19 protein-coding genes are annotated in these 19,702 nt (G+C 57.9%); 4 read left to right on the top strand and 15 right to left on the bottom strand.

The features are described 5' to 3' along the window. Positions 1–2: 2 nt before the first annotated feature. From ACR0ID_RS15765 to ACR0ID_RS15700, 14 genes are all read right to left on the bottom strand, one after another. Positions 3–2,180 (bottom strand): 4Fe-4S binding protein, encoded by a 2,178-nt coding sequence (locus ACR0ID_RS15765; protein WP_480606861.1) that lies wholly within the window; start codon positions 2,178–2,180, stop codon positions 3–5. After that, positions 2,171–2,635, bottom strand: coding sequence for a DUF2946 family protein (locus ACR0ID_RS15760; RefSeq protein WP_480606860.1), 465 nt, complete (start codon positions 2,633–2,635; stop codon positions 2,171–2,173). Before ACR0ID_RS15760 ends, ACR0ID_RS15765 begins: the two co-directional genes overlap by 10 nt. Positions 2,636–2,724: 89 nt before the next feature. Then, positions 2,725–2,988, bottom strand: coding sequence for a hypothetical protein (locus ACR0ID_RS15755; protein ID WP_480606857.1), 264 nt, complete (start codon positions 2,986–2,988; stop codon positions 2,725–2,727). Next, positions 2,945–4,453 (bottom strand): cytochrome D1 domain-containing protein, encoded by a 1,509-nt coding sequence (locus ACR0ID_RS15750; RefSeq protein ID WP_480606856.1) that lies wholly within the window; start codon positions 4,451–4,453, stop codon positions 2,945–2,947. The genes ACR0ID_RS15755 and ACR0ID_RS15750 overlap by 44 nt, the downstream gene beginning before the upstream one ends. Before the next feature lie 91 nt (positions 4,454–4,544). After that, positions 4,545–5,759 carry a heme d1 biosynthesis radical SAM protein NirJ gene (nirJ, locus tag ACR0ID_RS15745; RefSeq protein WP_480606853.1) on the bottom strand — a complete coding sequence of 405 codons (1,215 nt, stop codon included), beginning with the start codon at positions 5,757–5,759 and terminating at the stop codon, positions 4,545–4,547. Between the two features lie 4 nt (positions 5,760–5,763). Further along, positions 5,764–6,246: a siroheme decarboxylase subunit beta gene (gene ahbB / locus ACR0ID_RS15740; RefSeq protein ID WP_480494078.1), complete on the bottom strand. Its 483-nt coding sequence runs from the start codon at positions 6,244–6,246 to the stop codon at positions 5,764–5,766. Beyond that, the gene (locus ACR0ID_RS15735; RefSeq protein ID WP_480520488.1) at positions 6,243–6,692 is read right to left on the bottom strand and encodes an Lrp/AsnC family transcriptional regulator; all 450 of its coding nucleotides are present in this window, start codon (positions 6,690–6,692) and stop codon (positions 6,243–6,245) included. Before ACR0ID_RS15735 ends, ahbB (ACR0ID_RS15740) begins: the two co-directional genes overlap by 4 nt. Continuing rightward, the gene (gene ahbB, locus ACR0ID_RS15730; protein ID WP_480520490.1) at positions 6,689–7,678 is read right to left on the bottom strand and encodes a siroheme decarboxylase subunit beta; all 990 of its coding nucleotides are present in this window, start codon (positions 7,676–7,678) and stop codon (positions 6,689–6,691) included. The genes ACR0ID_RS15735 and ahbB (ACR0ID_RS15730) overlap by 4 nt, the downstream gene beginning before the upstream one ends. A 3-nt stretch (positions 7,679–7,681) precedes the next feature. Further along, complete coding sequence (locus tag ACR0ID_RS15725; protein WP_480606850.1) at positions 7,682–8,827, bottom strand: cytochrome D1 domain-containing protein; 1,146 nt, start codon at positions 8,825–8,827, stop codon at positions 7,682–7,684. Next, entirely contained in the window at positions 8,824–9,153 is a 330-nt protein-coding gene (locus ACR0ID_RS15720; protein ID WP_480477375.1) for a c-type cytochrome, read from the bottom strand. Before ACR0ID_RS15720 ends, ACR0ID_RS15725 begins: the two co-directional genes overlap by 4 nt. A 46-nt stretch (positions 9,154–9,199) precedes the next feature. Then, complete coding sequence (gene cobA / locus ACR0ID_RS15715) at positions 9,200–9,961, bottom strand: uroporphyrinogen-III C-methyltransferase (RefSeq protein WP_480555371.1); 762 nt, start codon at positions 9,959–9,961, stop codon at positions 9,200–9,202. 200 nt (positions 9,962–10,161) lie between these two features. After that, a complete protein-coding gene (locus ACR0ID_RS15710; protein WP_480520494.1) occupies positions 10,162–10,563 on the bottom strand; it encodes a cupredoxin domain-containing protein in 402 nt (133 codons plus the stop codon). A 55-nt stretch (positions 10,564–10,618) separates the two neighbouring features. Next, complete coding sequence (locus ACR0ID_RS15705; RefSeq protein WP_480606846.1) at positions 10,619–12,406, bottom strand: NapC/NirT family cytochrome c; 1,788 nt, start codon at positions 12,404–12,406, stop codon at positions 10,619–10,621. 124 nt (positions 12,407–12,530) lie between these two features. Beyond that, on the bottom strand, positions 12,531–14,207 hold the full coding sequence (locus tag ACR0ID_RS15700) for a cytochrome D1 domain-containing protein (RefSeq protein ID WP_480484314.1): 1,677 nt from the start codon (positions 14,205–14,207) through the stop codon (positions 12,531–12,533). Between the two features lie 243 nt (positions 14,208–14,450). Here ACR0ID_RS15700 and ACR0ID_RS15695 point away from each other — a divergent pair, with 243 nt between their 5' ends. Beyond that, positions 14,451–15,647, top strand: a complete 1,197-nt coding sequence (locus ACR0ID_RS15695) for an NnrS family protein (RefSeq protein ID WP_480477365.1) — start codon at positions 14,451–14,453, stop codon at positions 15,645–15,647. A 27-nt stretch (positions 15,648–15,674) separates the two neighbouring features. Here ACR0ID_RS15695 and ACR0ID_RS15690 read toward each other — a convergent pair whose 3' ends face one another. Further along, positions 15,675–16,781 carry a Hint domain-containing protein gene (locus ACR0ID_RS15690; RefSeq protein ID WP_480606844.1) on the bottom strand — a complete coding sequence of 369 codons (1,107 nt, stop codon included), beginning with the start codon at positions 16,779–16,781 and terminating at the stop codon, positions 15,675–15,677. 266 nt (positions 16,782–17,047) lie between these two features. Between ACR0ID_RS15690 and ACR0ID_RS15685 the strand changes: the two genes are divergently transcribed. The 3 genes from ACR0ID_RS15685 to ACR0ID_RS15675 are packed head-to-tail and all read left to right on the top strand — an operon-like array spanning position 17,048 to position 19,696. Continuing rightward, the gene (locus ACR0ID_RS15685) at positions 17,048–17,497 is read left to right on the top strand and encodes a c-type cytochrome (protein WP_209597154.1); all 450 of its coding nucleotides are present in this window, start codon (positions 17,048–17,050) and stop codon (positions 17,495–17,497) included. 16 nt (positions 17,498–17,513) lie between these two features. After that, on the top strand, positions 17,514–18,881 hold the full coding sequence (locus ACR0ID_RS15680; RefSeq protein ID WP_480477361.1) for a cbb3-type cytochrome c oxidase subunit I: 1,368 nt from the start codon (positions 17,514–17,516) through the stop codon (positions 18,879–18,881). 5 nt (positions 18,882–18,886) lie between these two features. Beyond that, positions 18,887–19,696, top strand: coding sequence for an AAA family ATPase (locus ACR0ID_RS15675; RefSeq protein ID WP_480477359.1), 810 nt, complete (start codon positions 18,887–18,889; stop codon positions 19,694–19,696). Positions 19,697–19,702 lie beyond the last annotated feature (6 nt).

Below are 19,702 nucleotides of genomic sequence, written 5' to 3'. Positions count from 1 at the left end.
TTTTAGGAAACGGTTTTCGGTTTGGCGTTCGGATGGTTCGCCGGTGGTTGCCCGAGGGGGGTCTTAGGTGTGACCGACCCGGTCTTGGCCCGCCGTTTCAGTTGGCGGATAACGACGGGACATTTGTCCTCGGACTGATAGAGCACCTGACAATGCAGGCAGGTGACGCACTCGTTCGGATTGATCTCACCGGTGGGGTGGATCGCCTGAACGGGGCATTCATTGGCGCAGGTCTGACAGGGCGTGCCACAATCGTTGTAGCGGCGCAGCCAGTCGAACATGCGGATACGGGCAGGGATCGCCAGCGCTCCGCCCAGCGGGCAAAGATAGCGGCAATAGAACCGTTCGATGAACAGCCCGATCCCCAGCAGGACCAGCGCAAAGACCACAAACGGCCAGTCGCGCATGAATTTCAGAATGATCGCGGTCTTGAACGGCTCGATCTCGGCATATTGCTCGGCCAGCGGGATCGACACGAAACTCAGACCAAAAAGACCCAAAAAGATCATGTATTTCGCAGGCCAGAGCCGCTCGTTCAGACCCCAGGGCAAAGTCCATTGCGGCACTTTAAACGCCCGTGCGATCTTATTGGTCAGCTCCTGAAGCGCGCCAAACGGGCACAGCCAGCCGCAATAGGCTCCACGACCCCAGAACAACAGGGCGGCGGCCACGGCAAACCACTGGATAAAGACCAGCGGATCCAGCAGGAACGCGTCCCACGAGAACCCCGTGCGTAAACTGCCCGCCAGCGCCATCAGGTTCACCACGCTCAGCTGCGCGTTGGCATACCAGCCGATGAAGAACAGGGTCATCGTCAGGTACCCGATGCGGAACCAGTAAAAGACGCGCGCATTCATCGTGGCGTGGAACTGGAAGAAGAACGTCGCCGTCAACACCAGCAGCATGACACCAAGCCCGGCGATCTCGACGGTGCGATCCTTCCAGATACGCTGCCACAGGGCGGCCTTGGCGGCCGCTTCGCCCGTTGCATCATCCACGACCGATGGCGCGGTGACGGGCAACAGGTACTGTTCAGGCAGTTTGTATCCCAGATCGAAGGTCAGAAAGGTCTTTTCAACCGCCCCGACGGCACGCTGCACCAGCAATTGCAGGCGGAACGGCTCGGCCGGGTCAAACTCGGCATCAGCCGGGATCTTGAAGATATCCAGTTCGGTAAAGCTGGGGGCATCTGGCGCGGCAACCTCACCCAGACGGCGCTGCTGCTTGTCAAAGAACCGCACCGAGCTGTCGCCCTGGATCAGCTGAATCCGGTCAAATATCCCACCCCGGACATAGCCCGATCCCTTGAAGCTATAGGCCCCCCGGCCCAGAACCAGAATGGCCTGTTCGCCTTCGTTCAGCCAGTTGGTCAGGTTCCGGTATTCGGCCTCACCCAGCAGTGACTTGCCGATCGACGGGACCGAAACCAGCGCCATATGCATGTCGATGAAGGTGTCATCCGGCTCGCCCGGTTCGGGTCGCTTGATCGCGCGCTGATCCCCTGTGGCTTCAAAGGCGGCATTGACCTGCCCGACATCCAGCGTCATCCGCCGGACCGAGCCGTCTCCCGACAATGTGGTCCAGTCGTAAATGGCATCCTGCGCCATATCGACTTCGCGTTGCGGACCTCCAGCTTGTACCGGAGACAATCCACCCAGCCCCAGCGCGCGGGCCACTTTGATCCCGCCGCGCACAAGGCTGTCATCGATCACCATGATCGTCACGGTCGCGCCCGAGATAATGTCGAGATCATGCCCCTCACCCCCGGTCTCGGCCTCTCGTTTCAGGTCAAGGCCCGCATAGCCTTCGGTCAGTTCGACCATGCGGGAATTGGGAATGCCGATCAGCACGATGGGTTCGGAATGCTTGACCAGCTGAACGCCGGTCAGAACAGCGTCCGCATCAATGGCGGCAACCACGTGAATGGGTTTGCCGGAATAGCCGGTCGTGCCGACAAAGTCCGAAGTCAGAAAAGCCCATGCGATCGTCTCGCCACCCCGAAGGACAGGGGCAACCTTCACGTCGCTGCGTACCGGGCCAAACGCGTCGGCGCCTGGGGCCAGGTCAGCCGGATCGATATCAGGAAGAAAGCTGGCAAGACTGTCGGCGCGTGCACTGATTGCAACACTGCAGGACAGAACGAGGGCCAGAAGGAAATGGATTGCGCGACTTACGACCACGGCGCACCTCCGATCAATTGGGTGGACGCCATGGACGCGCGCGGGGCGCGTTCAGATTCTTCTCGGGTCGCAAACGGGGGCCCTCGGGTTTCGGGCCACAGGTGTTTGGGGGTGTACAAAATGCACTGCCCCTTCTGTTCAAGGCGTTCATTTTGAACATTTTCGGCGTTTGCGGGCAGCAGAGCGCCCGGCATCGGCGCTGACGCCGTCACCGCACAAAGCGCACAGTCCGCGCATTTCGGGCAGGGCGCGGTTGGATCGTCGTCCCCTTCTTCAAGGTCAACTTGGACCCAGACCGCGCCCGCCTCCGAGCAGATCTCCACCCACATGCTCTCACCGGGACTCGCCAGCACCGGACCAAGCATTTGCAAAAGCAACAGGAAAATGCCCACCAAACCACACACCGCACGGGACACGCGATCAAACAAGCTATGCGAGGGGTGGAAGGTGGGCATTGAGAATCCAACTCGGCGTTCTTTCCCGAACCCTATGGGATTCTGTTAGGCGGAGACTTGACTTAGATCAGGTGCTCGCGAATTTGCAGCTACCCGTCAGCTTCATCCATCAACCCTCGAACCCAGCGCCCGGCCAACCATGTCGCCGGAACGCCCAACGGGATTGACCACAGGATCGCCGGAACCGGTTTTATCGCTGAGAATCCGGCACTGTGCAGGATCAGCCCGGCCAGAAACAGGTTGATAGCCACGGTCAACATGGTGGCTGGATAAAGCAGAATGGCCAGTTTCCAGACCGGCCATTTGCCCTCAGTGGCTGGTGCCTTCCGAGAAGGTGATTTTGTTCCAGACATTGTACTTCCCAGATGGTTTACGCATCGGCAGGCGGCGCACTTCTTCCAGCGTCTGTGCGTCATAAACGATCACCGCGCCGTCATCTTCCCAGATCGACACAAGCGCGTGGCGGCCATCCTTTGTGAACTCTACATGTGCCACGGTCTTGCCCGGGGCAGGGCGCAAAGTCTTTATGATTTCAAGGCTTTGCTTGTCGATCACATGCATGGCATCCTTGTTGGGGCCAAAGAAGACATCGGCCCAGACGTAAGGCGAATTCTCGTGGCTCCGCATGAAGAATCCCGGCCCTTCGGTCTTGATCCGCTTGACGGTTTCCCAAGTCCCCATGTCGATCACCGACACCGTGCCGTCAGTCAGATGCGGCGTGGCCATAACGGTCGTATCGCCATGCTTCCACGTAATCCCCGAGCCCAGATGCGGCATCCCCGGCAAGTCCAGATCGGCCACCTTGTGCCCAATAACAAGGTCGATCACCTGTCCGCCCTTGCCATCGCGCGCGGCACCCATGACGTATTCATAGCTCTGATCGAAAAAGAAATCGTCCAGATAGTCGGGCGTTGTGATCTTGCGCACCGGGAAAGGATCGGGGTTCTTGAACTGCCCTTCGATGCGAAAGTCGTGACCCAGCCCGGATTGCGGCGGGTTGGCTCCGTAGAAGACCTCCCAGATCTCGGGAACATCCTTGAGCGCCAGAACAAAGCTCTCACGCGGGGGGGCCTGATACACCGCGGATACGCGGCTGGATTTTCCCGCTTTTCCTTTGATCGCAATGACTTTTGCCACCGACAAGTCTTCGGTCGACAGCAAGGTCAGACTGTTGGGCAAATAATTCGCGACGGCCAGCCACTTGCCGTCGCCGGACATTGCGATGTTACGGCTGTTAAGCCCCGCCCGTACGCGCCCCACCTGTTGCAGGGCCCAGATGTCGTATTTCTGAACCCAGCCATCCCGGGACATGATGAAAACGAAACGCCCATCCGGGCTGAACTTCGGCCCGCCGTGAACCGCAAAAGGTGTCTCGAACCTGTCCAGAACCTCAAACGTGTCACCATCCAGCACACTGACGTGATGGTCCCCGGTTTCGACCACCAGAGTGATGTTCATCGGGTCACTTGACCACACTGGCGCCTCAACGGGGATGTAACCGTCATCCAGCGTGCGGCTGTCCATGATATGGGCCTCGCCCCACTCGGGGTCGGTTTCCAGCGGTGATTTTAGCCAGCCAGCCAGCTCTTCAATCTGCAAAGCGTCAAGTTCGTGCGAGAAAGCAGGCATTTGCGTCGCCGCGCGCCCTTCGGCTATCACCGCTGCGATGCGGGGCCCGCGCATGCGCTGGAGCGTCTCGGGGATCAAGGCCGGGCCGACGCCGCCCAAGCGGTTTTCACCGTGGCAGGACGCACAATGCTCGGCATAATCCGTTGGTGCATCCGCCCAGGCACCACCGGCGCCCAGTACAGAACACATCAACACGACCTTCATCTTTTCAAAAATACTCCCGCCGGAGGCCCCCTTAGGTGTCTCTAGCGCCCATGTCGAAGGCTCAAAGCAGACAGGATCAAAAGAACTGATGCGCCGGATCATGGCTTTTCCCCCGGAACGGCGTAACCCGCAGACGCTCGCCTGCGTCGTCAACACCGATTTCTTCGTTTGTCAGGTAACAGGCCGGATCTTCGGCCCAGGGATCACCGGTCAGTTGCAGGGCTCGGATGCGGGTGTTGCCACCGCAGACATCCTTTAGCTCGCAGGCCCCACAGCGCCCCTTAAGGGGGCGCGGACGCGTGCGCAGCATGGCCAGCATCGGATCATCGCTGGTCCAAAGCTCGGAAAACGATGTCGTCTTAACGTTGCCTACTGTGTAATCGGACCAGTACGTGTCAGGATGGACCCGGCCCAGATTATCGATATTGGCCACGCCCAAACCGCTGGAATTTCCTCCCCAAGCGGCCAGATGCTCGCGGACATGCGCGGCCTTGTCAGCGTCGAAATGCGCACGAATCCAGTTCAGGAAATAACCCGCATCTGCGTCATTGTTGCCGGTCACGATATCCAGCGGGCGACCGCCCGAGGCAGCCTCCCACGCGCGCTCCAACAGCAGATCCATTCCCTTGCGGGTGCGCTGATGTTCGGCATCCTCGCCGCGGTTCTTGTCACCGCGCCCGGCATAAACCAGATGCGAAAGGTAGAACTTGTCGACGCCCTCGTCGTCGCATAGCTGAAGCAGGTCCGGCAGGTGATGCTGCGTGCCTTCGGTCAGGCAAAACCGCAAGCCAACCTTGATGCCGCGCCTCTTGCATTCACGCACACCGCGCAGGGCGTCTGCAAAAGCCCCTTCAACACCGCGGAACCAGTCATTCGTGGCCCCGATCCCATCCAACGAGATGCCAACATAGTTGAATCCGACATCGGCAATCATGTCGGCGGTCTCATCATGAATTCGTGTCCCGTTGGTCGACAGCGCCAGCATCGGCACAAGGTTTCGGGCACGTTTGGCAATGTCGAAGAAATCGAACCTGTCCAGTGGTTCCCCACCCGAGAGGATCAGGGCCGGGACGCGAAACTGGCCCAGATCCTCAAGGGTTACCATGGCTTGCTCGTGGCTGAGCTCGCCCGGGAACGCAACATCCGCCGAGACGGTATAGCAATGACGGCACTTCAGATTGCAGCGCCGCGTCAGGTTCCAGATCACCACCGGCTTCACAGGGCCGGGGCGGCGTTTTCGCACCGGGGTCGGTTTGACCAGCTGGTGCATGTATTCGGTCAGGCGAAACATCGTCTCAGCCTTTCTTTTTCAGGCGCAAACCGGTCTTTTTCAGGATGCGCGTGGAATAGAGGATATCCTTGGCCCGGCAGGCGTCACCCAAGATCGCAGTGATCTGGGCGCGTTTTTCCTCGACTTCATCCCGATCCGAACCGTGAACCATGGCAAACAGGTTATAGGGCCAGTCGGGCAAGGCGCGCGGGCGTTCATAGCAATGGGTGACAAAGGGTAGAGCACCGATCTGAGCGCCCAATTCGGCGATGCGGTCATCTTCGACATCCCAGACAGTCATGCCGTTCGAGGTCATTCCCAGCTTGTAGTGGTTAGGGGCGGCTGCGATGCGGCGGATTACGCCGCGTGCTTTGAGGGCTGACAGCCTCTCAAGCAGGTCGGCTTCCTGCATCCCCAGATCATCAGCAACCTGAGCATATGGGGCGGTAACCAGCGGCAATCCGCCCTGCAGTGCTTGGATAATCTGTCTGTCTGTTGCGTCGATCATGCCGCCACCCGAAAGCCGATGTAGAATTCCTGAAGTTTGGGGAAACAAAGAACCTCGATCCCCGTTTCCCGTTCGATTGCATCGGCTGCGGCCTCGATCCCTTCGGGCGTTTCCGTGGCCAAAACGAACCACATGTTCAGCCGGTGCGTACGTTCATAATTATGGGCGACCTCGGGATGTGCATTGACTTTGGTCAGGACCGCTTCGAATTCCCCAGCCGGAACGGCCATCGCACAGAGGCAAAAGGCACCGCCCATTGCTGCGGCATCGAAAAACGGCCCAAAACGTGTGATGACACGGGACTCTTTCATGCGCGTCAGGCGTGCCAGTAATTCGGCCTCGGTCAGTCCAAGTTCTTTGGCGACTGTTGCGTAAGGATGTGAAACCAGTGGCAGATCGTCCTGCATACGGTTCAGAATCGCACGGTCGGTTTGGTCCAGCGTCATGCGGCGACCTCCTTGGTTTGAATCAGCGCACCAGTCTGCTTGAAGCAGCGGGTTGAGAACAGAACCTTGTTCCGTGCACCCGTCAGTTCGGGCAAGGCCGTCGCACGGGCCAGTACGTCCAATGCTTCGCTGCGGGACCGCGCGTGGATCATGGAATACAGGCGATATGGCCACACACCGGGCACCGGGTTGCGCTCGTAACACAATGTCACACCGGGGAAAGCCGCCAAAGCGGGGCCGGCTGTGTCGATCTGCTCTGCTGGCAAGTCCCAGACAACCATCGCATTGGCGGACCAGCCAAGAGCCCGGTGACGTACGATGACGCCCAGCCGCGAAATGATACCGGCAGTATGCAACGCGATGACTCGCGCCATCACATCATCAACGTCCCGGTTCAGTGAATGTGCCAAATCTGCATAAGGTTCGGCGACCAGAGACAAACCCGAGCTCAGCGTCTGCAGCAGACACCGATCACCCTCGCGCATCGCAGACGCATCCACCTGACGTGCTGTGGGCACGGTTTTGACCCCGCCGATCATGCGGAACCCGAGATCAACGTTGAAAGGGCGCACCAGCCGCAAATCCAGAACACGCAGCCCGGTGACCCGGCTGATCCGTGTGAGGGTATCATCCACATGTGCCCGATCAGGGCCGGTTGCGACGAACCAGAGGTTCCAGGCGTCCTCGCGCTGATAATTGTGGTTTACACCCGGTTCGGCGTCGATCAGGGCGGCGACCTCCTCCAGCCGCTCCTCCGGGACGGAGACTGCCGCCAGAGTACTGGCCGTCACCACGCCGGGTGTAATGGTTGCGCCAACCCGCGTGATGCGGCCCGTGGTGCGCATTCTGGTCAGGCGGTGGATGACTTCGCTTTCGTCAAGCCCAACTGCGTTTCCAAGAACCTGAAACGGGCGTTCGATTACCGGGAAATCGCGCTGAAATTCATCCAGCAAGCGGCGGTCGATCGGGTCTGTAATGTGTTGCATGACTTACAGACCCGTTTTGTGCGCACGCGCGGTAAAGAAGATGCCTGACGGGCTTTCGGCCTCGATCTCACGCAGTTTTTCGAAACTACGCGTGTCATAAACCATGACCTTGTTCGCATCGCGCACACTGATCCAGACTTCGTGCCCGCGTGGTGTGAACTCCATGTGCAAAACGGCCGGGCCGGGCTTGAATTCGTGAATAATTTGTTTGCTGACAGTATCGATGACCTGAATGGTATCGTTCAGCGGGTGGGCAAAGTTAACCCAGACCTGTCGCCCGTCCGGGCGGGCCATGGCAAAGACCGGCTGTCCGTGGGTTTGTGTGCGTCCGGTCTCGGTCAGAGTGGCGGCGTCTACCCACAAAACCTCATGGTGGCCAACGGCGGGCAAGACGAATTCGGACCCTGTCAGCGCCCAACCTTCCAGATGGGGCATCTTGTAGACCGGCATTTCCTCCTGACCACGGCCATAGCCGGGCAGAACGCGGGTCGGTTCCGGGTTGTCGGACCACAGGTCAAGCGCGGTCAGGCCATCCTCGCCAAACAGGCCGGCGATATAGGTGCGGCCATTGGCAGTGATCAGCGCGTCATAGGGGTTCTTGCCGATATCGGTGATCCTGGTGATCTCAGGCGCCCCCCGTGCAAAATCAGCGATCCATGTTTCGCCCGTGTCCCACATGGTGAAAACGAAGCGGCGGCCCGGCGCGTCGACCAGACCAATCGTTTTGCTGCCAGTGGGAATGTCAGCCACCATCTCCAGCGTTTGCGCATCAAACACGCGCACACCGCCGGGTTCGTAATTCGATACCGCCACAAGCGTACCATCGTCCGAGATCGCGCCGCCAATGGCGTTTCCGGACTGCACAACGCGGTTCACGATCTGGCGGGTGACAATGTCAACCTTGGTCAATCCACCGTCGCGGCCAAAGACATAAGCAAAACGTTCATCCGGTGAATAGACCAACGAGGCGTGGGACAGGTCGCCCATTCCTTCTATCCGGGCCAGAGCGGCACGGTCGGACTGGTCCACCAACAGGACCGATCCGCTGGCACGTTCGATCACCAGCCCAAGGTCTCCTGTCGCCATCGGCTCGGCCTGGGCCGCGGTCATCATCAATGTCGCCGCAAGGCTGAGGATAAGGTATTTCATCGTGCCTCCTGTTCCAGCAGGTATCGGGCAATCCATTCGGCCTCTTCTTCGCTGATCAGAGGCCGCCACGGGGGCATCGCCGTATCGGGGATGCCGTCAAGGATGACGCCGGTCAAAACCTCGGCGTCATAATGCTCCAGTGTTTTCGAGCGCAGATCGGGCCCCAGGCCGCCTTTCAGCGACAGCCCATGGCACGAACCGCAATCCTGATGCACAAGTCTTTTCAGTGCGTTGGGATCAATGACATCGGCAGCAAAGGCGGACGTTGCAGCCAGAACCGCAGTTGTCAGAAAGGTTCGGGCGACCCACCCCGTGCGGCCAGGCACATTTCTGTTCGGCGCGGGGCACGGCACATGTTTTCTGCACCCCAGCTTAGCCATGGGCCCGTTCCAGAATGTCCGCCACGGGCTGTTCGGCATAAAGTGAAACAACCTTGCCGATGATGAAAAGCGTTGGCGCCTTCAGCCCGGAGGTGCGCACGTCGTTGGCCAATTGGTCCAGCCGTGAAACCAGGCGGCTTTCATCAGGTGTCGTTGCATTTCCGATGGCCAGAACCGGCGTCGATCCCGGCAGGTTTTCGGTCATCAGCCCCATGGCGATCTGGCCGATGTTGGCCACACCCATATAGACCACCAAGGTCGTGTCCGGGTCGGCCAGGCGTTTCCAGTCCAGATCCAGCACTTTGTCTGCCTGCCGGTGTCCGGTGACATATTGAACCGAGGTGGCCAGACCGCGATGGGTCAGCGGCACGCCGGTCGAGCAGGACGCGCCCTGCGCCGCCGTTATCCCCGGTGCGTATTCGACCGCCACGCCATGGGCCATCAGATAAGCGGCTTCTTCCGAGCCGCGGCCAAAGATCATCGGATCGCCACCTTTCAGACGGGCGACCGTGTGACCTGCGCTGGCCTCTTCCAGAAGGATTTCGTTGATCCGGTCCTGTGGGACGGTGTGGCATTTGGGCGCTTTCCCAACAGGGATCAGCCGCGCGCCTTCGGCGTGCAGATTCAGGATGTCGGCAGACACCAGTCTGTCATAGACCACCACATCTGCTTCCTGCAGCATTCGCAGGGCACGCAGCGTCATTAGTTCAGGGTCGCCGGGGCCTGCACCTATCAGAAAAACCTTACCGCTCATGTTCAAACTCGCTGGGTCTGAATGTCTTCGAAACCCGGGGTTTCCTGCGCGAGCCCAATGCTTTTGCGGGACGTTGCTGGGTAGGCCGGGCGTGTCATGAGGGCAGATTGGCGCAATCGAAAACCAACCTCCTTGACATAAGTTAAGGAGCGCGGGATTTGCGCCCGCGCTCCGTTTTCAGCCTGTAGGAATAGCTCAGATCAGGGCTCGACAGTGATCATCCCGATCATGTTCTGTGTCTCCCAATGGGGCCCGCAGAGATAATCCTGAGGGCCCGGTGTCAGGAAGGTTATTTCAACCGTTTCTTCCGGGAACAGCCGGTCGCTTTCGGGTTCGCTGCCATCTTTGAGCAACACACTGTGGCTGGTGCGCTTGTCGACGTTCACCCATCGGACAGTTGTACCTGCCTTTACGGTCAGTTCGAACGGGCAGAAATTGTAGTTGTACATCAAAACCACCTTGGCGTCCTCGACCGAGGCCGAGGGGTGTCCGAACAGCTCGACATAACGCTCTTCGGCTTCAGCACAGATTTCGGCGGTTTCATCTGACCAGGCTGGCGCGGCAAGAAGCAGCAGCGCGGGAAGAAGGCGGTGGGGTTTCATGGTCCATGTCTCCTTTCCAAGGTGTTTTGGGGCCGGGTGAACCGGCCCCAAACTGTTATTGCTTGACCACGTTGATAAGCGCGCTGTCATCATCCAGCGCAAGGCTGGTGTTCAGCGTCACGTGATGGAACCTTGCGTTGGCGAAATCGTCATGAATGGCAAAACCGACGGTATAGGTCCGGCCTGCCTCCAGTGGAATGTCGCCCGGCGCGCCCGAGTTCAGCGGACGTGTGAAGACAACAGTCCACACGCCACCTGACAGGTTTGCCGAGGCCGCGATCTCACCATCATTGACCACACGCTGTTCCAGCAGATAGCCATTTGTAGCGCTGCCGTCCGCGTAGACACGCATCAGGTCAAGATAGGTGCCATCAGCCAGATACTGTTCGATCTGTTCTGCGGCCTGCAACTTGTCCCAACCGCCCAAAGCCTTGCCGCCCCTGCCTTTGATTTCGATCTCGGTGCGGCTTTCGCTGAGGTACTTGGTCACGGTGTCCTGAGCGGTCAGGCGACCGGAAACATCCCCGTTTGCGGCAATTGCATCCGCCTCAGGCGCAAAGGGCATATAGGTGTTGTCGGCGTGGCACGACGCCCAGCACCCGACCTGATCGCCCAGCTCGATGCCGGTTCCGGTGATCATCATAGCGACCTTGATCTGGTTTTCAGGATCCATTTTGCCGCCATCGACAAACGGAGCAGGGTTGTGCCCCGCATCCGGCCATTGCAGACGGATGTACAGGTTTTCGTCATCATGTGCCGCCTGAACGGTTGCGTCGATCACACCGCGTTTGCCGGGGATCGGAGTGGGTTCCAACTCGCCACCGGCAACGATCTTGTTACCAATCGCATCCAGTTCCTTGGCATGACAGGTCGAACATTGATCGCCACCTTTGGTCAGCGGACGGGCCCCGCCATGGGTTTTTCCGTTCTGCACCCATTCAAACGACGCCTGGCCTGGATAGAACAGTTTCAAGTCCGCACTGGCCACCGCATTCCAGTCGATGTTGGCACCGACATCGCCGCTTTCACTGCTGGCAGGTGTTGCCGAACCATCGGTTGCAGCCGCTGCCCGCTCTTCCGCGACAGCGGCGTCAACTGCTGCCGCAATCTGGGCCTGAACGGCCTCCTGCTGGGCTTTCTTTGCAGCTTTCTCAGCCTCGGCCTCGGCAGCTTCCTTGGCTTCGATCCGTTCAAGGCTGGCAAGGTATTCTGGCGGAATTGGTCGAATGAAGGCCGGATTTGGCGCTTCAAGCTCTTCCAGATATTCGTCGGATGCGCGGTCTCGGATGTTCGAGTGTGCAATGCCCTTGTGGCAGTCGATACATGTCTGACCGGTTTCCATTGCGTTCAGGTGCTGCTGACGTGCACGCGGACGCTGGAATTCAGGCATCATCGATTCAAAGTCATGGCAGTTTCGACATTCACGCGAGTCCGTTGATTTCATCCTCTCCCACTCATTCATGGCAAGATGAATGCGCTTGGCTTCGAATTTCTCTCGGGTGTTGATGGTGCCGACCATCTTTCCATAAAGCTCTTTCGAGGCTTTTATTTTGCGGATGATTTTGTGGGTCCAGTCCTTGGGCACGTGACAGTCCGAGCAGACCGCACCAACGCCCGACCGGTTCACGTCGTGGATCGTGCCCTGGTATTCCGCATAAACAAAATCTCGCATCTCGTGGCACGAGACACAGAATTCCTTGGTATTCGTGGCTTCCATGGCGGTGTTGAACCCACCCCAGAAGATGATGCCGGCGGCGAAAGCCGCAGCAATACCGGCCACGGGCATTCCCCACAGGAAATACCGGCGCCAGATCGGTTTTTTCTTATCCGGTTCGGAAGTCATATCCGGGCTCCGTTTTGGCTGTCTTGTCTGGCCTTGGGTGGCAGGCCGGTGAGTTTGGCGGATCTGTCAAACGAGGAAAGGGCGGGCGAGGGGCCCGCCCTTTCCGGTTTAGGTTGCGAACCCCTCAGGTGACGTGGTTCGACCGGTTGTGGACATTGAACTTGCCGGTTGGCGCGTAAAGCCCGTCAATCCGACCGATCTCTTCCAATGTCTTGGCGTCGAAGATCACAATCTGACCGTTGGGTTCCTTCGAGTCCGACAGGTTCCACTTGGAAACCCAGACCTCGGTACCATCGGCGTTGAATTCGAAGTGAACAGCGGCGCTGCCTTCGTCTTCGGTGATCTGGATGGTTTTCACGATCTCGCCGGTCTCTTTCGAGATGACCTGAACCGATTGTTGAATTTCCGGCTCGGGGTGTTTGGTCTGATCAGCCCAGATGTAATCCGAGTTCGGGTGGGTGCGGACAAACAGGCCGGGGCCGTCGGTTTCCACCTCGTAACAGGTTTTCCACGCCTGATCCGGGTGGCCTTCTGGGTCGTTGCCCCAGACTGTCACGGTACCGACACCCAGATGGGTTGTGCCCGCCACAGGTCCGCAGTTCGGGTCAATCCAGTTCGCGCCCGGGCCGGGGTGCGGCAGGGCAGCGGTGTCGATCATAGCCTCAAGCTTGTGCGTTTCGGTATCGACAACGACCATCTTGTTCGATGCGTTTGCCGCGATCTGGAAGTACCGGCCTGTCGGGTCGAAGAACCCGTCATGCAGGAACTTGGCCGAGTTGATCTTGTCAATCCGCAAGTTGTCGAGGTCGGTGTAGTCAACCTGCCAAAGCTGACCCAGCTCTTTCACGGCAACGATCCAGGTGGGTTCGTTCGGCGTGGTGTAGATAGCGGCCACACGGGCTTCTTCCACATACTCACCATCTACGTTTGTGCCACGGGTCGAAACGACTTTGACCGGCTCCATGGTCTGCGCATCAACGATCGCAAAGTGAGGCGGCCAGTACCCACCACCGATGACGTATTTGCCGTCACCGGACACGGCGACATCGCGCGCGTCATAGGCGATCTTGACTTCCGAAACCAGCATCTTGTCCGGCGTTTGCCAGAGGTCGATCTTGGTCATCTTGCCGTCACGGCCCATTGTGTACCAGAAACGTCCAGGTGTTTCGGGTTCGGTGATGTTGTGATGTTCCGAAGCCTTCAGGACGTGCACGGCATAGCCGGTCGGAATATGCGTCAGCACTTCTTTCGTGTCACCGTCGATGACGGCAACCTTGCCCACATCGCGTTCGATGACGACAAAGAAGTTTTCCCAGTTGCGGCCGTGAAGCGGCTCGGTCGGGTAGTCTGCTTCTTCGACGTAAACCTTGCGGGTTGCCTTCATCTGTTCCAGCGACATTTCAGGCGGCTTTGGGGCCTCCATCATGATGTAGGTCGCCATATCCTTGATTTCCTGCTCGGACATGATGTCCGAGAAGTTGTTCATCCCGCCTTCAGTTCCCCAGGCGATGATTTTCTCAAGGCGTTCCTGACCCAGTTTCAGGGTGCCGCCTTCGGTTACGGTGCCGTCGGCTGCGGTCTTCTTCCAATGCGGCTCCAGGTTTTTACCGGTAGCGCCTTTGCGCAAAACCCCGTGGCAGCCTGCACATTGTTCAAAGTACAGTTGTTTCGAAGCTTCAAAGGCTTCGTCGCTAAGTGTTGGCTCGTCGGCAAAAGCTGGAGCAGCGACGCTGCCCAACAACATTGCCAATCCGACCCCAAAAGCGCGGCCGGTCTTGTTGTAGCTGATTCCAAGTGACATGATCACTCTCCATTTGCGTGGTGAGGCAATGCGGAGACTGATCCATCACGGGATTGTCATCCTTGACCAAAGTCAACGGGCGCGGCGTTAACTTCGCTCTTTGGACAAAAACCAGGTGCAGATTTCAGCAATAAAACCTGTTTTTTTCGCACATGTTTTTGATGTCTTGATTTCGGTTAAGTGCCCCAATCCCGTCGGACGGTACTGCTTGTTGAAGGACGAGATGGGCCATGGAGAGCAGGCATGTCATCTGCAATATCGCGCATTTTCAGCGAAGGATTTCGGGTATTTTTCCTTTCCGCCGGTCTTTATGGCGTATTTGCTGGTGTCGCCTGGGGTATTTGGCTGGCCTCACTGGATGGGCTTTTACCTTATGACGAGCAAAGTTATGGAATGCCCCCGGTCATGTGGCATGCCCATGAGATGATTTTTGGCTACGCAACAGCAGCGCTGGGTGGGTTCTTTCTGACGGCAGTTCCGAACTGGACCGGGACGCCCGAAGTGCGGGCGCGTTTTGTCACGGTCGTAGCGCTGATCTGGATGGCGGGGCGGCTGGCTGTGTGGTTATCAGGGTCGCTCTCTCCGACTACCGTCGCAATTATCGATCTGAGCTTTGTTCCAATTCTTGTCCTGAAAATTGCCAGCCAGCTGGTACGCAGGCCCAAGCCACAGAACATGATATTTCTGTATCTTCTGAGTTTGGTATGGTTGGCCAACCTGATGGTTCATCTGGAATGGATTGGACTCACCACAGACACGCTGAATACCGGAGTTCGTGCAGGGCTACTGACCTTGTGTTCAATGATAGCGATACTGGGGGGGCGTATCACACCGGCCTTTACGCGCAATGCAATGAAACGCGACGGTGTGCCCGAAGCCTTGTGGCCGGTTTCAAACGCGGTGCTGGAAAAGGCCGTGATGGCGCTTGCCCTTATGCTGCCGTTGTTGGTGCTGACCTTGGGCAGTGTTTCCTTGGCGGGTATCTGCGCGTTGCTGCTGGGCGGCGCCCAACTGATGCGCATGGCACGGTGGAGAGCGGGTTGGGCGCTGCGGCAGCCGATCCTGATTGCTTTGCACCTGGGCCTGATGATGCTGGCCCTTGGGTTGTTGCTGTGGGGGTCTGCCGTCATCGGATATGGTAATGAGATCGGCGCGCTTCACATTTTGGGGATCGGGTGCGTTGGTGGCATGACCCTTGCCGTCATGAGCCGCGCCGCCCTTGGCCACAGCGGCCGGCCCCTTGTTGCACCGTCGCCAATGGCGGTCGGATACGGGCTGATGGCGGCGGCGGCTTTGGTCCGCTGGTTGGGGTCCGGGCTGGCAGGTGGATATATGACGGCCATGCTGACGGCTGACGGGTTATGGATTGCCGCAATCGGGTTGTACCTGTTTGCCATGTGGCCCGCGCTGACAGGCCCGCGCGCAGCGAAGCACGGCTGACACGGAACCTTAACCGCGTATTACTATTCAGAATATCAAGGGGCGTTCGTTCTTTACATGGCGGGACACGAGCGCACGAGCGCGTCTTCCGTTTTCAGGTATGTGCCGCACAGCTTGAGGAACGTACATTGGGGTCTCTAGTTCCGGAAACAGGTCGAAGATTTCTGCCCTTGCTTCTGGGGGAACGCTGGACAGAGCCTGTGCGCCGACAAAAAGGCTTTCTGACGGGGCACCTTCTGCGTAGATGATTTCATGGCGGTCGAACAAAAGATGGAGATATGTGACTGACACGGTGTCATCTGCAACGCTGATACCAGGGCTGGCGACAAGAATACGAGCGGGGACCAGGATTTCCTCTGCGTCGAACATTCTGACGGCGATTCGGGATCGAACCAGTATGCGGTGCTGTGGCGAAACAAGCAGGTCGCGTTTTGGCAAGTCACACCCCAAGGCCCCGGCCTTGATGAGGATTGGTAGCAGCTTGGGTTTTTTCACCAGCTCTTCATGCGATAGGTTTCGCGTCCCGATCCAACGTATGTGTTGCGGTCCATTGTCGGCAGTGACGACCATGTCACCCACCTTCAGATCCTCGATGGGTATCGGACCTTCTGGCGTCATGATAAGTGTTCCGGCAGCAAAGCACGGCACGTCAATAATGGCAGCAGGGTCAGTTGTGTCGGGCGCATTGGTCGGCGTGACATTCACGATGTTCATCGAGTAGGTCGTACCGGGCACAAGAGGTTCAGAGGTAATATAGCCGCCCAATACGCCGTCAACTTCGACGCGATATACAGTAATTGTGCCTCCGCCTGGTTTGGACAGAATGTAGGATTCTTCCAGGTATATTGAGCCACTCAAAAAGGTGGTCGAACCATCGAGGGTGGTGATAGTACCGGTCTGCGTCAGGTCATCGCCGTCTTCGTCGTCAAAGCGGTCACCGTTGAAAACATCCCCTGTATCGACAACAGGTGCTCCACCTCCGTTTTGAATAAAACCACCAGCTGCGTCAGTCACACTAAACAAACGTCGATCCGTGTCGGGATCAAAATTGACATCCAACGTAACCGTGTCCGGCCCAATCGTATTCACCGTGATTACACCAGGGGTATAACCGATATAGGAATAGTTCGCCATTTTCACCCATCAATCATTGAAACGGAATTTTTCACCTTTTTCTCAGGTGGTTGAATAGGTCCTTCATGTCAAAAAGTCGACGCGAAAGTGTTCACAATTGCCTCAGATTTAAAGGCAATCCCAAGGTCATTTCGTTATTTTCGCTGTTTGCGGATGTCTGATCTCGTTCCTGAGGATACTTTAGAAGTCTTGACTTTCGTTAAGGCAGCCCTGTGACCTGCACGTCATGTTGCCTGCACTAGCTAATCTGCGCAAAGGAGAGCGCGATGCGAGAAGTCATGACAAAGAGCATGGCTCGCAATATTTTCTATGGCGGGTCACTGTTCTTCATCCTCATCTTTCTGGCTCTATCAGCCCATTCACACCTGTATATCGTCAATTCTGAAAATGCCGCGAAGCTCGACGAAAGTGTGGTTCGGGGTAAACATGTTTGGGAAAAACACGCCTGTATCAACTGCCACACGATCCTTGGCGAAGGGGCGTACTTTGCCCCTGAGGTCGGCAATGTGATGACACGTTGGGGCGTGTTGGACGACCCGGAATCGGCCTTTGAATCTCTCAAGGGCTGGATGGAGGCACAACCCACCGGCATTCCCGGTCGTCGGCAGATGCCGCAATTCAACCTCAGCGACGAAGAGATCCGGGATCTGACCAACTTCCTGATCTGGACGGACAATATCGACGCTCAGGACTGGCCGCCCAACGAGGCTGGCTGAGAAGGGGAATGGAGCAATGAAATACGAATCCCAAAAAATCGCCTATGCCTACTTTGCGGTAGCCATGGCACTGTTCGCGATACAGGTGATCGGCGGCCTGCTGGCCGGCTTCATCTATGTATTCCCGAACTTCCTGAGCGAGCTTCTGCCGTTCAACATCGTGCGGATGCTGCACACCAACGCGCTGATCGTCTGGTTGATACTGGGCTTCTTCGGTGCAGCCTACTTCCTTATTCCGGAAGAAGCCGAGCGTGAAATCCATTCGCCCAAGTTGGCGTATCTGCAGCTGATCATCCTTGTGGTCGGTACGTTGGGCGTGGTTCTGACCTATGTCTTCAACCTGTTCGAAGGCAACTGGCTGCTGGGCAAAGAAGGGCGCGAGTTCCTTGAGCAACCCAAATGGGTCAAGGCCGGTATCGTCGTCGCCGCGCTGATGTTCCTTTACAACGTGTCGATGACCGTTCTGAAGGGCAAGAAGACTGCAATCACCAATATCCTGTTGTTGGGCCTGTGGGGTCTGGCGCTGCTGTTCCTGTTTGCCTTCTACAACCCGGGCAACCTGTCCCTGGACAAGCAATACTGGTGGTATGTTGTCCACCTGTGGGTCGAAGGTGTGTGGGAACTGATCATGGCCTCAATTCTGGCCTACCTGATGCTGAAGCTGACTGGTGTGGACCGTGAGGTGGTTGAAAAATGGCTCTATGTCATTGTCGCCGCCGCGCTGTTCTCGGGCATTCTTGGAACAGGTCACCACTACTATTGGATCGGTACCCCCGGTTACTGGCAGTGGATTGGGTCGATCTTCTCAAGCCTCGAGGTGATCCCGTTCTTCGCAATGATGGCCTTTGCCTTCGTCATGGTCTGGAAGGGCCGTCGTGACCATCCCAACAAGGCCGCTCTGCTATGGTCTCTGGGATGTGCAACGCTTGCCTTCTTTGGTGCCGGCGTCTGGGGCTTCCTGCATACGCTGCACGGGGTGAACTATTATACCCACGGCACACAGATCACTGCGGCCCACGGTCACCTGGCCTTCTACGGTGCCTATGTCTGCCTCAACCTGGCGATCTTCAGCTATGCGATGCCGATCCTCAAGAACCGTGATCCTTACAATCAGGTGCTGAACATGGGATCGTTCTGGCTGATGACCAGCGGTATGGTCTTTATGACCTTCGTGCTGACCTTCGGCGGAACCGTGCAGACGCACATGCAACGTGTGGTCGGAGATTACTTCATGGACGTACAAGACCAGATCGCAATCTTCTACTGGATGCGTCTGGGTTCCGGTATCGTCGTGGTCCTTGGTGCGCTGCTGTTCATCTATTCGATCTGGGTTCCCCGGAAAGAAGTTATTGAACCCGGCGCCGCTGAAACCCCCGCGGAGTAATGGATATGGATGGCTCCATAAAACTGAAAGAGGGGGCGGCAAACGCCCCCTTCTACCTGCCCCAAGGCGATGAATGCGATGTGTTCACCGCGGCTTATAACAACGACTTGCCAGTTCTGCTGAAAGGTCCGACGGGCTGCGGAAAGACCCGCTTTGTGGCCCACATGGCCGCAAAACTTGGCCGCCCGCTTTATACCGTCGCCTGCCATGATGATCTGGCGGCTGCCGACCTGATTGGCCGTTATCTGCTGAAAGGCGGGGAAACCGTCTGGGTCGATGGCCCGCTCACCCGCGCAGTGCGCGAAGGGGCGATTTGCTACCTCGACGAGGTGGTCGAGGCCCGTAAAGACGTCACTGTCGTTCTGCACCCGCTGACCGATGACCGGCGCATCCTGCCAATCGACCGCACCGGCGAAGAGCTTGAGGCCGCACCTGGCTTCATGCTGGTGGCGTCGTACAACCCCGGTTACCAGAATATCCTGAAAACCCTGAAACCTTCGACTCGGCAACGCTTCATCTCTTTGGAGTTCGATTTCCCGTCCGCGCAGATGGAAGCCGAAGTGGTTGCACAGGAAAGCGGTCTGCCGCTGGAACGTTGCAAGCCGCTGGTGCGGCTGGCGGGAAAGCTGCGCGGGCTCAAGGGTCAGGATCTTGAGGAAGGCGTTTCCACCCGACTGGTTGTTTATGCCGCGACACTGATCGCACAAGGCATGTCCACCGACCGCGCCATCCTTGCCGCCATGATCGAACCTCTGACAGATGACGAGGATATCAAACGCGGGCTCCTCGATCTTGTTACGGCTGTCTTTGGGTGAGGCCGG

Source organism: Ruegeria sp. AL2 (genome assembly GCF_056540845.1).
This window is presented reverse-complemented; position numbering and strand designations above follow the sequence as displayed.